Annotated in this window: 13 protein-coding genes; 7 read left to right on the top strand and 6 right to left on the bottom strand. The window is 40.3% G+C overall.

Annotated elements, in window-relative coordinates; all coding sequences use genetic code 11:
• Positions 1 to 4: 4 nt before the first annotated feature.
• A complete protein-coding gene (locus B4B65_RS17315) occupies positions 5 to 538 on the bottom strand; it encodes an ATP-binding protein (RefSeq protein WP_293917294.1) in 534 nt (177 codons plus the stop codon).
• A 102-nt stretch (positions 539 to 640) separates the two neighbouring features.
• On the opposite strand from B4B65_RS17315, the gene B4B65_RS17310 reads away from it, so the two are divergent.
• Positions 641 to 1,120: a hypothetical protein gene (locus tag B4B65_RS17310; RefSeq protein WP_293917291.1), complete on the top strand. Its 480-nt coding sequence runs from the start codon at positions 641 to 643 to the stop codon at positions 1,118 to 1,120.
• Here the strand turns inward: B4B65_RS17310 and pnuC are convergent.
• The 3 genes from pnuC to upp all read right to left on the bottom strand — a co-directional run bounded on the left by pnuC (position 1,109) and on the right by upp (position 3,047).
• Positions 1,109 to 1,708: a nicotinamide riboside transporter PnuC gene (gene pnuC / locus B4B65_RS17305; protein WP_293917289.1), complete on the bottom strand. Its 600-nt coding sequence runs from the start codon at positions 1,706 to 1,708 to the stop codon at positions 1,109 to 1,111. The two genes, B4B65_RS17310 and pnuC, sit on opposite strands and share 12 nt — an antisense overlap.
• A gap of 60 nt (positions 1,709 to 1,768) precedes the next feature.
• Positions 1,769 to 2,242 (bottom strand): ribonuclease H-like YkuK family protein, encoded by a 474-nt coding sequence (locus tag B4B65_RS17300; protein WP_003000862.1) that lies wholly within the window; start codon positions 2,240 to 2,242, stop codon positions 1,769 to 1,771.
• A gap of 160 nt (positions 2,243 to 2,402) precedes the next feature.
• Positions 2,403 to 3,047 (bottom strand): uracil phosphoribosyltransferase, encoded by a 645-nt coding sequence (gene upp / locus B4B65_RS17295; protein WP_003011495.1) that lies wholly within the window; start codon positions 3,045 to 3,047, stop codon positions 2,403 to 2,405.
• A 125-nt stretch (positions 3,048 to 3,172) separates the two neighbouring features.
• Here upp and uvrB point away from each other — a divergent pair, with 125 nt between their 5' ends.
• The 6 genes from uvrB to B4B65_RS17265 all read left to right on the top strand — a co-directional run bounded on the left by uvrB (position 3,173) and on the right by B4B65_RS17265 (position 10,631).
• Positions 3,173 to 5,206 (top strand): excinuclease ABC subunit UvrB, encoded by a 2,034-nt coding sequence (gene uvrB, locus B4B65_RS17290; RefSeq protein WP_201680712.1) that lies wholly within the window; start codon positions 3,173 to 3,175, stop codon positions 5,204 to 5,206.
• 234 nt (positions 5,207 to 5,440) lie between these two features.
• Complete coding sequence (locus tag B4B65_RS17285) at positions 5,441 to 6,895, top strand: hypothetical protein (RefSeq protein ID WP_293917284.1); 1,455 nt, start codon at positions 5,441 to 5,443, stop codon at positions 6,893 to 6,895.
• Positions 6,896 to 6,975: 80 nt separating this feature from the next.
• Positions 6,976 to 7,755 carry a hypothetical protein gene (locus tag B4B65_RS17280; RefSeq protein ID WP_293917281.1) on the top strand — a complete coding sequence of 260 codons (780 nt, stop codon included), beginning with the start codon at positions 6,976 to 6,978 and terminating at the stop codon, positions 7,753 to 7,755.
• Positions 7,756 to 7,931: 176 nt separating this feature from the next.
• On the top strand, positions 7,932 to 8,966 hold the full coding sequence (proB, locus tag B4B65_RS17275) for a glutamate 5-kinase (protein ID WP_293917279.1): 1,035 nt from the start codon (positions 7,932 to 7,934) through the stop codon (positions 8,964 to 8,966).
• Complete coding sequence (locus B4B65_RS17270; RefSeq protein WP_293917277.1) at positions 8,947 to 10,215, top strand: glutamate-5-semialdehyde dehydrogenase; 1,269 nt, start codon at positions 8,947 to 8,949, stop codon at positions 10,213 to 10,215. The genes proB and B4B65_RS17270 overlap by 20 nt, the downstream gene beginning before the upstream one ends.
• A 14-nt stretch (positions 10,216 to 10,229) precedes the next feature.
• Positions 10,230 to 10,631 carry a hypothetical protein gene (locus tag B4B65_RS17265; protein ID WP_293917273.1) on the top strand — a complete coding sequence of 134 codons (402 nt, stop codon included), beginning with the start codon at positions 10,230 to 10,232 and terminating at the stop codon, positions 10,629 to 10,631.
• Between the two features lie 84 nt (positions 10,632 to 10,715).
• Here B4B65_RS17265 and B4B65_RS17260 read toward each other — a convergent pair whose 3' ends face one another.
• Together B4B65_RS17260 and B4B65_RS17255 are read right to left on the bottom strand one after the other, a co-directional pair.
• Complete coding sequence (locus tag B4B65_RS17260; RefSeq protein ID WP_293917271.1) at positions 10,716 to 12,518, bottom strand: M60 family metallopeptidase; 1,803 nt, start codon at positions 12,516 to 12,518, stop codon at positions 10,716 to 10,718.
• A 126-nt stretch (positions 12,519 to 12,644) separates the two neighbouring features.
• Positions 12,645 to 13,538: a LysR family transcriptional regulator gene (locus B4B65_RS17255; RefSeq protein WP_293917268.1), complete on the bottom strand. Its 894-nt coding sequence runs from the start codon at positions 13,536 to 13,538 to the stop codon at positions 12,645 to 12,647.
• Positions 13,539 to 13,568: the final 30 nt, after the last annotated feature.

Genomic DNA, 13,568 nt, shown 5'->3' with positions numbered 1-13,568 from the left:
GTATTTATAGGATTACGTATTCTTCTATCGCTTTCAATGCATTTTGCAACCGGTCTTCTCCTAATCCTGAAATGAGCTTGTATCTGGCTCCTAAGCTGTTGAGTTCTTTTTTCCAGACCTCCAAGAAATGTTCCCGTTCATTTGGAAAATCACGCAGAGGATCATCCTCCCAGGGCAGATCTATATCCATAAGCAGGTACAGGTCGTACTCTCTGCGTGTGATCTCATTTTTAACTTCATCCGGTGTATCTCCAAACAGGTAATCGCACCATACTTTGACGGTCAGGATCGTAGTGTCGCAGATCAGGATATGATGTTGAGAAAGTGGAATAAGGCTGTCCTCCAGAGCAATCTGTCCATAATACATATTGACTTCATCCTGCAGTGTATATTCATTTTTTAGATTTTTACAATATTCGCGGGCATACTCCGGTACGCATACTGTATTGAAATGTCGGGCTATGGCTTGTGCAATGGTCGATTTTCCTGTAGATTCGGGGCCTACTACTGCTATTTTCTTTAAAATCTGATTCGCCATTCTTTATATTCCTCTTAATAGAGACAAATATATAAGAATAACTGTTCTTTATTGACCCTTTGACGGAATGCATATATATTTGATGAAAAATCTCAGACCAATATGCCTGTTAATTATTCAACCGACAAAAATATTATCGCTGTTTCAGATCCGGAATATTCTGTTTTCGGATTTAGTATACTTCTCCTCCTGAGCGTAATTTGTGGTATAATTGTACTGATTCTGATTATTACAGGCCTTGTAACTGGATTTGATATTATTTCTGTAATTGTTATATGTGTATTGCTGGGATGTAGTATCTATATGATTCGTATGTTATTATGGATACGTTACGGTAAAGAAATACTTGATATCTCTGATAAGCATCGACTGATTTACATTGCAGATTATCGTTACTTTAAGGATACACAGCCGGCTATTTCTTTACGTGATTTAAATATTGAATTTGTACCTGTAGCTGAGAGTGAGAAGATAACCTTGCTTTTTCATAAGGATCAACAGAAGATACATACTGTTCATCCTCTTTCTTTAGCGGAAGCGCATGAGGTGAAAATGATCATATTATCCAGTTCAGGTAGTTAAATACGTCTTTTTCCAGTCTTTATAGCCTTTCCAGGCAATGAACGCGAAAGCAAGATACAGCACTGCTGTCAATAATAAATCCTTATGATAGTAAAGCGGGATATAACAGATGTCTACAAATACCCACAATAACCAGTTTTGGAGTACTTTTCTGGTCATCAGGAATTGAGCTACAAAACTTACGGCCGTACAAAAGCCATCTATATAAGGTACATCGGAATTGGTCTGATAATCAAGGAAGGTTCCGAGAGCTGCTGTCAGAAGGATAATGATAGCCAGTGTCTGTACCATCTGACGGTTCGTAAAACTTACAATAGGTTTGTCAGCTTCTCTTTTTCTTTTGATCCAGTAATACCAGCCGTATACAGCCGTTCCTAGAAAATAAATCTGTAATACCGCATCTCCGTAGAGTTTGCTATGGTAAAAAAGGTAGGCGTAGATAGTTACACTGATAATGCTGACAGGCCAGTTGAGGATATGTTGTCTGGCAGCAAGATAGACGCAGAGGAATCCGGTAATTGTGCCTATCCATTCGAGTAAAGAAGTCTGGACAAACTGCCGGGCAATTTGTTGAAAAAAGTCTTGCATACCTCTATTGCTTATCGCAGATAAAGATACAAAGTAAAGTTAGAAATCCTACTTTATACGTTACTGTACCAGTTTATTGGCACAATTTGTACTGGCGAAGGACTCCGGTTTTGCCTTAAACACAAATCCCATTCCCATAATATAGCCCATAGCTTCTTTGAGTGCAACGTTGGATTGAAAATTTGGATTGGTGTTGATGTCGGCGTGGACTTCGAGATCCACATGGTATTGATCGAGGAGGGGGCAGAGGTGGTAGGCGATTTCTATGGATTTCTGAACTTCAAGAAGCATCCGCTCTTTAATGCTCATGAGGTGGGTTCGCTTGTCTTTATGGATGAACATGAATCCGCCTTTGTGCTCTCGGAGGAAGACGATGACGGTAGCGAAGTCGATGGTTCCTCGTTTGACCTGAGAGTCGGTGCCGATGTAAACCTTGAGTTTGTTGCCGAGCCTTGTTTCCCGGGCTATGATTTCTTCAACGGCATCTGTAATAGGAATGCGAATATATTCGCCATTGTATTTTTGCCAATTCATAAAATATAAATTTTAGTGGTGAAAAAGAACGAATGATATAATAATATAAATGTAAGTGTTGTGTGTTGATTTTTAACATTTTAACTGCTAAATAATTGTTAATTAATTTCGTGCTTAACGTAAACTTCACGCTCTTATTGGGATCAGTAGTTGCTGTGTTTTACTCTTTGTTTCCATATGCCAGATCTCCTGCGTCTCCCAGTCCCGGTACTATATATGCTTTGCTCGTAAGTTCATTATCCACTGCCCCGATCCATAGTTGTGCTTCCGGAAGAAAGGCTCTGACGTGTTGTACTCCTTCTTCAGATGCAATCACCACAGCTATATGCAACTCTTTGATATTATAATCAGCAAGAAGGTCTTTGCAACACAGGACCAGACTGCGGCCGGTGGCCAGCATGGGATCTGCAATAATTACCACACGGTCATCCAGATTCGGTGTATTGGTGTATTTTTTATGGATTTCAAACTCTCCGCTTTTCTTGGTGTGTCTGTATGCTGCAATAAATGCATTATCGGCCTGATCAAATACATTCAGAAATCCCTGATGAAAAGGAAGTCCCGCACGTATAATCGTTCCCAATACAGGATAATCTGAAGGAACATGTGTGTCAGCAACACCTAAAGGAGTATCTACAAAATGCTGACGGTATTCTAATGTCTTGCTGATCTCGTAAGCCATAACTTCACCTATCCGTTCGAGATTGCGTCGGAAGCGCATTCTGTCCTGTTGGATTTTTACATCTCTGAGCTCTGCAATATACTGGTTGGCAATGCTGTTTTGCTTTGTAAGAATAGTCACCATAATAGTTGTGTTGTTTGTTACTCAATATACACAAAAAAATGAATTATTGTTTGCTACTGCTGGGATTTGGTACTTCGATAAGTTGAGAAAATTGCGTATTTTTATGTTTTATAGATGTACGGCAAATGAAATTCAAATTAACTTCCGAGTACCAACCAACCGGGGATCAGCCCCAGGCTATTAAAGAGTTAGTAGCAGGTGTGAATGATGGTGAAACATATCAGACTCTTCTCGGTGTTACAGGTTCGGGAAAGACGTTTACCATTGCAAATGTAATTCAGGAGACACAAAAGCCGGCACTGATTCTCAGTCATAATAAAACACTGGCGGCACAATTGTATGGAGAATTTAAACAGTTTTTCCCGGAAAACTCCGTGAATTACTTTGTGTCGTACTATGATTATTACCAGCCCGAAGCTTTTATTGCTTCTTCCAATACGTACATTGAAAAAGATCTGGCCATTAATGAAGAAATAGAAAAGTTGCGGTTAGCCACGACATCTTCTTTAATGTCGGGCCGCAGAGATATTGTTGTTGTATCTTCTGTATCCTGTATTTATGGTATGGGAAATCCAGAGGATTTTTCCCGTTCTATTTTCCGCTTTGCAGTAGGAACAACTATCAGCAGAAATGCATTTCTTCACAAATTGGTGGAGATATTATATTCGCGTACAACTGCCGAATTTAAAAGAGGTACTTTCCGTGTAAAAGGAGATACTGTAGACGTATATCCTGCCTATCTGGATTATGCGATTCGGGTGTCCTTTTTTGGAGATGAGATTGATGAATTGAGTGCAATTGATCCGGTCTCTGCCAAGACAATTAATAAAATGGAAGATCTGGCCTTGTTTCCGGCCAATCTGTTCGTTACTCCGAAGGAAAAATTTACCCAATCAATCTGGGCTATTCAGGATGAATTGATGCAGCGTAAAACCCAACTGGAAGATGAAGGAAAGATGTTGGAAGCAAAGCGTCTGGAAGAGCGTGTCAACTATGATCTGGAAATGATGCGTGAACTGGGGTATTGCTCGGGGATTGAAAATTATTCCCGTTTCTTTGACGGCCGCCAGCCGGGAATGCGCCCCTTTACATTACTGGATTATTTCCCGGATGACTACTTATTAGTTATTGATGAAAGTCATGTTACTATTCCTCAACTTCGTGCTATGTATGGAGGTGACCGTTCCCGGAAAGTATCATTAGTGGAATATGGATTCCGTCTGCCGGCCGCGTTGGATAACAGACCGCTTAATTTTCCGGAATTTGAGTCGTTGACCAATCAGACCATATATGTTTCTGCTACTCCTGGTGATTATGAGTTACAGCAAACCGAAGGTGTGGTTGTGGAGCAAGTGATCAGACCTACTGGATTGTTAGATCCCGTTATTGAAGTACGCCCGGCTATTAACCAGGTGGATGATTTTCTGGAGCAGGTCGATAAAACAATTCAAGAAGGCGGACGTATACTGGCTACTACTTTAACGAAACGTATGGCGGAAGAACTGACCAAATATATGACTCGCCTGAATATTAAGGTACGCTATATCCACTCCGAGGTGAAAACCTTAGAACGTGTGGAAATCCTGCGTGGTCTCCGGCTTGGCGAGTTTGATGTATTAGTAGGTGTCAATTTGCTTCGTGAGGGACTGGATCTTCCGGAAGTGACTCTGGTAGCTATTCTGGATGCAGATAAAGAAGGTTTTTTACGTTCGGAGCGTTCTCTGATACAGACAATAGGACGTGCTGCCCGTAACGATAAGGGACGTGTTATTATGTATGCCGATAAGATGACGGACAGTATGCGCATCACTATAGAGGAGACAAACCGACGTCGTGAAAAGCAGATGAAATATAATGAAGAGCATCACATTACTCCACGCACAGTAGGTAAGACAAGGGAAGAAATAATGGAACAGACTTCTGTTGCTGATTTCAACGGTATGGAACCTAAAATATATGTGGAACCTGATCCTACAGTAGCTGTGGCGGCTGATCCGGTGATGCAGTATCTGAGTGAGAAAGATCTTAAGAAAGCTATCGAAACAACTAAGAAGCGTATGGAGAAAGCAGCAAAAGAAATGGACTTCCTTGAAGCTGCCAAGCTAAGAGACGAGATGTTCTCGCTGGAAAAGGCATATGATGACCGCTTTACTTCTTAACAGTTGTTTATTGATATTTAATTTTTAATAGCGAAATAATTTGAAATTAAGATAAATTTTTAATACATTTAAATTATTATTGCTGTTGTGTTCGTGAATAACTGTCGTTATTCTTTCAGGGTAATTCCCTTTTAAGCCAGGACTTTTTAATCAAAAATATGCTGCTATCTGATGTCTATCAGATAGCAGCATATCTGCACACCCCATTATTTTACTTTAAGTCTGTTTTGAATTATGAAAAGAAAAGCAAAACTTTATTTTGGACTATTGATCATATTGCATGTATTCTATTCATGCCGCAAATCGGGTCCTGTTCCGGAAGTAAGAGAAACCCATCGTGTAGATTTTGTACTGTCCGGTTTTACAGCCTCTGTTTCTCCTCTGGATAATGGGGTGAAACTTCTGGCAAACTCCGGAAGCAACGTGCTATCAGAGCAAGCTTTATATTTCTGGTCCTTTAATAACGGTACTTTGAGACCTGATCTTGCATTAGATGAAGATGGAGTCCAATGGACTGTAACACCCAATAATGTTGATTTTGTAACAGGAAAGGCTTATGGGGAATATAATGCCGGACGTGCTGCGTCTTTTAGAGGTGTAACACAGATAGAGATCGCTATACCCTTGAAAGACGTAAAATCTTTAAATCAGTTAGCTTTTAATGCCTCGGGGTCAGATACTGGCCCTAAAGCGTTGGATATCTTATATTCTGTTGATAACGGACTTACATTTATTGCGCTGCTTTCGGACTATGATATGAGCAGTATAAAGGGAACGGCCTGGGGAGATATTACGGCAGACCTGACTAAATTGCAGCGAACTGAAGAAATTCAGAAAATCATCTTCAGGCTTGTTTTGAAACGGGGTAACAATAGTCAATTCAATGAAAAAACGGGAACTATCCGAATTGATAATATGCGGCTTTCAGGATCTTATGATGGAAAGATTGTAACCGTAAACCCTGTATTACGAAACTTATATTATCATGTTTTCAACAGGCAGGATCGCAAACTTGTGGCAGAAGGAAAGATAGAGCTTGAAAGAAATGCAATGGAAATGAACCTGCCTCTGACGCTGGCATCCGGAAGTTATGATATCTCTTTTGTTTTGAGTCAGGCAGTTAAAACGCTGACTCTACCGCGCACGATCAAAACCGCGGATGATTATTATCTGTATAATACTTTTGATAATTCTGATAATGAGGTTTTCGGTGAAAGGATCATGAGCCTGGAAGTGGGGGAAGATCTGAAAGTTCCTCTGGTATTACAGCGTTATTATTCTCAGGTGAAATTTGAATTTACAGATAAAGCTGATCTTTCCGGAATCGGAAAAATAGAGATTGTACAGGAACACGAACTGCCCTATTATGTGCCTTTTAGTGAAGCCAGATTTCCGGATTTGTCCGATGGATCAGTTATTATATTTTATCCTGAATTTGGAAAAACACAACCTGAGCTGCAATTCAATCAGTTTCTTGGTTATCTTCCAGTTGCCAGGGACATAGGATATGCCCTGAAAGTATATAATAAGGATAATAAAATTATACGCGAATTTTCTGTTTCCTCTACATTAAAGCATAATATGAGATTGACGTTCAAGGGAATGTTACTGGAAGGCTTTTCATCTAATGCTAACTTTGCAATTCAGCTTAATGAGGAATGGGGAAAAGATGTGGAACAAAAATTTTGAGGCTGGTTTCCGGATAAATACATAGGAGTTATGTAGCATTTGGCAGATGTTGTACGTTTTATGTAAAAAAACCTACTAATATGAAAGTGATCCAAAACCTATTTTTTGCTTTTCTGTCCTTGCTGTTATTCTCCTGTGAAAAAAGTGAAGAAAAACAGTCATCTGCTGAACCTGTTACTGTTTCGCTTATGGAACGAGCTGATGGATCTGCTAAAACTCTCCATTTAATTAATAAAACGGTAAAGATCTTTAATTGTGGTAATTATTACCTGCACAGCGATTTTAAACTTCAGAACGCAACAATTGTTCTAAATTATTATGATGTCAAGTCTCCGGAAGTCTGCCTGACAAGTCTGGGACCTGCAGTTTCTCAGTTTGATCTGGTGAGTCTGGAAAATAAAAGTTACCCTGTAGAGGTAAACATAGGCGGACAACAGATCAAGGGAAAACTGGAGGTGACAGCTTCTGATTATACATTGACCCTTCCTGAGCAACAAATGGTAAAAGTGCTTTCTCCGAAACTGAATCGTCTTCCTGCTAATGTTATTTTTGGTTTTGTCAGAGCTACAAAAGAGAAAGCTGCGATTGTTGATCAGTTTTTAGCTGACTTGCAGAACAAAGGTGCTGCTGCTGTGCAATTACCTTCCGGAAAGTATACCATGTTTGAAGTGGATAATACAGGCAAAGTGATTATGGATCTCAGCGGATATAATTTAGCAAAACCATTTGCGTTGACTTACCAGGGTGATGTCGAGACATTAAAGACTTTGGTTAAAAGCTATAAAACAACTCATGGAACTGATTTTGATACTGAAATCCGTTTTTCGGATGGTACGGAGATCTATTCCTTTAAGCTGTAATTCTTCAGAAAACTTTATATTAACTGAACCTCACAGCCCTGCTGCTGGCATTCTTACCAACAGCAGGGCTGTGATTTATTTTATCCATTCTTTTACATATTTTGCTTGTTTTGTGTCTTTAACTTTTTAATTTTAGGGATTAATGTAAGGCAGAGATAAAAGAGCGGAGTAATAAAATGAAAAAACCTATACTGGTTGTCAAGTTTGGTTCAGCGGCAATCACATCAAAAGACGGTGAAATAGATGAACGAATTGTGTTGGAGATTGCGCGGCAATGTGCTGATTTGCAACAGAAATATAATATTGTACTGGTATCTTCGGGTGCCGTAGCTGCCGGTAAACGATTCTTGCCTAAATATTCCGGTACACTTTCTGAGCGTAAAGCTGCTGCAGCTATAGGAAATCCATTACTGATCCGTACATACAGTACTTATTTTCGCCCATACAAAATTGCATTGGCTCAAAGCCTTTGTGAAAGGCAGCATTTTGCGAACCGGGATCAGTTTTTACAGTTGAAAAGTACGTATGAAGAACTCTGGAAAAATAATATTATTCCCATCGCCAATGAAAATGATGTCGTCAGTAATAAGGAGCTGAAGTTTTCCGACAATGATGAATTGGCCACATTGATTGCAGTGGGATTTGGGGCAGAACAGATTTTATTCAGTACTTCAGTGCCCGGAGTACTGGATGCCGATGGAAGAGTAATAGCGGAGATTAAAGTCGTTGATAAAGAAGCCTTGTCTCTTGCCAGAAAAGATAAATCGTCTGTAGGGCTTGGAGGAATGACTTCTAAGCTCAATTTTGCGCGCTTAGCGAGTCAGATGGGAATCCGTGCCGTCATTTTCAGCATGCAGACAGAAAATGGACTGCTGAAAGCTGTAAAAGGAGAGACAGGGACGGTCTGCCTTCCGCAGTCTAAGCGGGTATCTTCACGTAATAAGTGGATTGCCAGCGGCAGTCTGATCAAAGGCGAGGTACGTGTTGACGGCGGAGCGGTGGAAGCCCTTCAAAAACGTAAAAGTTTACTGGCGGTAGGCGTTAAGGATGTTATTCAGGGGTTTGAAGCAGGAGAAGTATTTCATATTTCGGATGAAACGGGACTGAAAATCGCTGTGGCAAAAGCCCGGATAGATGCATCCGCTCTTACAAAACTGGATCAGAAAAAGAATGTAGAACTGGCGCATGCCAATGATATCGTACTCTTATAACGTGGAAAATATTACCTCACAGCTATTGGCTGCCCGTGCGGCAACCCAGGCTATTCAACATATTCCTGCTGAGAAAAGAGCGCAGGTACTTATTCAACTGGCAGAAGTGCTGGAACAGCATGTCTCTGAAATTTTAGAGGCCAATCAAACGGATCTGGATGCTATGGATAAAGAAGATCCTAAGTATGACAGATTGCTCCTGACGGCGGAGCGTATAAACGGATTATGCTCCTCTTTACGTGAAATAGCCTTATTGGAAGATCCTACAGGCAAGTTACTTTCTTCTAAAAGACTGGAAAACGGACTGTTAGTGGAAAAGAAGACAGTCGCTTTAGGTGTAGTCGCGGTAATCTATGAGTCCAGACCTAATGTATCTATAGATGTGGCAGCACTTTGTATCCGCTCAGGTAATGTGTGTCTGCTGCGTGGTGGTAGTGATGCCTGGCATACCAATATGGTGCTGGTCAAACTTATCCGCAAAGTGCTGACTGATATGTCTGTTGATCCGGCGGTAGTACAACTTCTGCCGACCGACCGTAAATTTGTAACCGAACTGCTGGAAGCAACAAAATACGTAGATATTATTATTCCGAGAGGTTCGCAGTCACTTATTGATTTTGTGCGTAATCATGCTAAAGTACCCGTTATCGAAACCGGTGCGGGAGTGTGCCATACGTATGTGGAGACTACTGCAGATCTGGATAAAGCTGCAACTATCGTCGCAAATGCGAAGATTAGTCGTCCTTCTGTGTGTAATGCTCTCGATACGGTATTGGTGGATCGGGAGATTGCAAACACGTTCTTACCTAGGCTGGTAGATGCTTTTTCAAAAGCGGAAGTAGAAGTTTTTGGTGACAATACTGCTTACGAAGTGTTAAAAAAGGAAAATTATCCATTTTTAAAGCATGCAGAAGAGTCGGATTTTGGTCGGGAATTTTTAGATTTGAAATGTTCAATCAAAGTATTGGATAACACAGAAGAGGCATTGGATCATATTGCTTTGTATTCTTCCCGGCATTCAGAATGTATTATCTCGAATGATGCGGAGAAAATTGAACGGTTTATGAATAGTGTAGATGCTGCGGCTGTGTATGCCAACGCCTCTACACGATTTACTGACGGTGGAGAATTCGGACTTGGAGCAGAGATCGGTATCTCTACTCAGAAACTTCATGCCAGAGGTCCTTTTGCTTTGGAAAAATTGGTTACGGAAAAATGGTTTGTGACCGGAGACGGACAGATCAGATAAGTTATAAAAGATAAATGGGAATTAGATTTGAGAAAGACTCGTTGATGAATTGGATGAACGAGATTGGTAAGTACCTTCGATTGATCACAGATAAGTTTACAGCCTTTGACGAACCGGAAGATCCGGATTTTTTTGATAATGGATACAGTACGTTTTTCGGAAAAGACAGAGTTTTTTTTCTGAATCAGACTGCTGAATCCTTACAGGCTTATTTTCAGCAGGAACTGGAAGTAGAACAACTTCGTCCATTGGCTCTTATTCTGATGAACGATGGTCTTCACACTGCAGATATAGAACAACAAAAGAATCTGCTCACTAAAGCGAAGCAAATATTGAATTATGTGATGTCACAGACCTCGAGTTTTGCTTTTGAGGATTATTCTTATTTGTCAACGATAGACAGTAAGCTCCGTTAAAGTTAGTTATGTCTTCCAGTTCTATCAGGAAGACATAACAAAAATCCAGGTTAAACCTTCTTTGACCTGGTTATTCAGCTATTTTTACAAAACATCTGTACGTTTGCCATCCCAGCTGACAGCTTTGACTGCAGTCGCTCCCTCTGGTATATGTACAATAGTTTGTGTAGCGTCTGCTGATCCGGCCCCAACAAAAGCAATTTTAACTAATTTGTCTCCTGCGAAAGTTTCAAAGGCAACAGCATTCTTCCATTTGCTGTTATCAACGATTATCTTTTTATTTTCTTTTGTATACCCGGAACCTTTTGTGCCGGATAGGGCTAACTTATTTTTGTAGCTCAGTACACTATTGGCTGTAATGTAATGAAGCACGGGTGTGTTTGGTTTCGGATATTTGGCTGCGTAACTCTTTACTTGTTGAATATCATCTGGAGTAATGGTCATTTGCGCACAGGTATAATCATCTACCCACAGATCTATCGGGATCAAAAGTCCTGATTGTTCAAAGAAGTCTGTCAGATCAAGTTTTGCCGCATCACAGGCATTCTTTATAAATTCAAGCTGATAATAGGCGTCTGGTTTATCTTTTGTTGTGGGCGCATTAATGGCTTTTGTGAAAATGTCACCGTAAAAATTTTTATTTTTCCATGCATTTCCTTCTCCTGCAACATTGAAGTATAATTGTAACTGCCAAAGAGGTACTAATTTAACAAAATGATCTCCCCCCCAATCACGCGGACGCTCTCTGTCCCAACGGTCCGGGCCAGCCTGTGTCAACCAAGGTTGGCGGTGTATAAAGGCCGACTCCATATAAGAAGTAATACGACCTCCGATCTTAGACTCATCATAATCTTTTAACTTTTCCCGTTCCAGCTTAGGTTGATTTTGATTATAGATATATTGTGTCCAGACAGAATAAATGTTATTTGTAACCTCGGTAGTTCCTACCCATTTCATATTTGGCCGAACCTGATTTACATGTCCAAATTCATGTGCTACACCCCAAGAATTTTTTCTGAGCCCTGCAACACTGGCAACATCTTTCATTGTGTTGTTATGAAAAGCGGCTCCAATACCATCTGCATGCATAAATCCTTTCCATATAACACGTCCAAACATTCTGTTTTTCGGAATACGATTTGTGTGCTTAAGCCCCATCAGCTCATGTTGTATACCGATAATGGAGTCGTAAAGTTTAACCAGTTCAACACCCTGATGAGCAGCATTGGCTTGCAGGGATTCAACGGCATAAGCCAGTTGCACTTGTTTCCCGACAATATCCAGTACAGGCGCTGTCGCATTCGCCAGTAAGCTGTCCCAGTCTTCGTTGCTGTGTTTACTGATATCAAAGATGCCATTCACTTTTCCGGAAAGGATATGTATTTTCACTTTGTTGTTACCAGCCTTGTCCGGAGTAAAATATTGAATGTAGGAATTTCCTTTATTTTCTATTTTAAAGGCATTGTAGCCTTGCGTTAGGGGATAATCTTTTTGTTTAAATTCCTCATCATCCCAGTTGGTTACACGCAATGAAAGTTGGGTGGCATTTGTTTTTTCGACCCATAAAATGGCTGAATCTCCTGCTGAAAAGTAGATGCCTGTTGGATTTTCATATTGAGAGTAAGGGCTTGTCTTAAGTTTCTTTGCTAATGTCTGGGGAGATTCGTAATTGTTATATTCACGGTAGCGTTTATCCAGAGGATAGGTTTTAGTATACAATTGAGTGGCTACGTTTTTAAGCGCAGGATTCTGCAGCAGATCGATCTGTTTTTCGCCGATATTCTTTTTTAGCGTGGTCAAAGAAGCATCTTTGAAAATATCAGCTGTTCTGTTCTGTGCATAAGCGATACTGATCAGGGAGAGGCAAGTAATAAGTAGTCTTCTCATAATAGGTTTTGGAACTTTGAAAACCAAATATATCTAATCTGTTTTCAATTTTGTGCAGTCCGTTGCTGATCAATCGATTGCACTATTTTACTCCGGCAGAGAAAAGCATCTGAAGGCGCTGGTCTTCTATAAAAAGTAGTGTTCCAGTACAGATAGTAGTGCCGGAATACCCGGATTTCTGTTTTTTGGATTCCATATTAACGACAGTTGACTACGTTGCGGAATATCCTGCAGATCAATAAAATTGACGGGGACATCATAGCCAATCCGGAGAGAGCTGGGGACTATAGCTACACCCAGACCCTTTTCTACTAATTTGAATATACTAAGTGCGTTAACTGTTTTGTGATGTACATTGGGCACAAATCCATGATCCCCGAATATGCTCATAACCAATTCGTAATAAGCATTACTGTAATCTCTTGAAAATAAAATAAAAGCTTCATCCCTGAACTGCTGCAGGGAATGGAAGTTGTCTTGCTGAATAGGATAATCTTTGGGAATAACCAGTGAAAAAGGTTCCTCTGTGATTTTTTTCAGAACTAATCCGCTGCTGGGAGTGTCCATCCGAACAAAACCAAAATCAAGTTTATTATGCAGCAGGTATTCAACCTGTGTGTTATTGGGAAGCTCATTCATGGCGACTTCAATCAAAGGATGTTCCTGATCCAGCCGATAAAGCAGATCGGGCAGGATGCTTTGGGCTGCTGAACCGATAAAACCAATGGATAGCTCTGTGATTTTGCCTTCTGCTCTCTTTTTAATTTGGGTTTTGATATTATCCAGTTGATTAAGCAGAATGTCAACCTCTGATTTGAGATATTGACCTGCATTTGTGAGTTGCACGGATCGTTTTCCTCTTTCAAATAAAACGGCGCCATATATTTCTTCCATCTGTTTGATCTGCCGGGTCAGCCCCGGCTGGGAAATAAATAAGCGTTCGGCAGCTTTCCTGAAATGCAATTCTTCCGCAAGTGTACGGAAATAGATTAGGTGTCTTAGTTCTATTTGATTACTCATAGTTATCAATTGTTGATAATATTGGTATTT

Source organism: Sphingobacterium sp. UBA5789, from assembly GCF_002418355.1.
Classification (GTDB): Bacteria; Bacteroidota; Bacteroidia; order Sphingobacteriales; family Sphingobacteriaceae; genus Sphingobacterium.
This window is presented reverse-complemented; position numbering and strand designations above follow the sequence as displayed.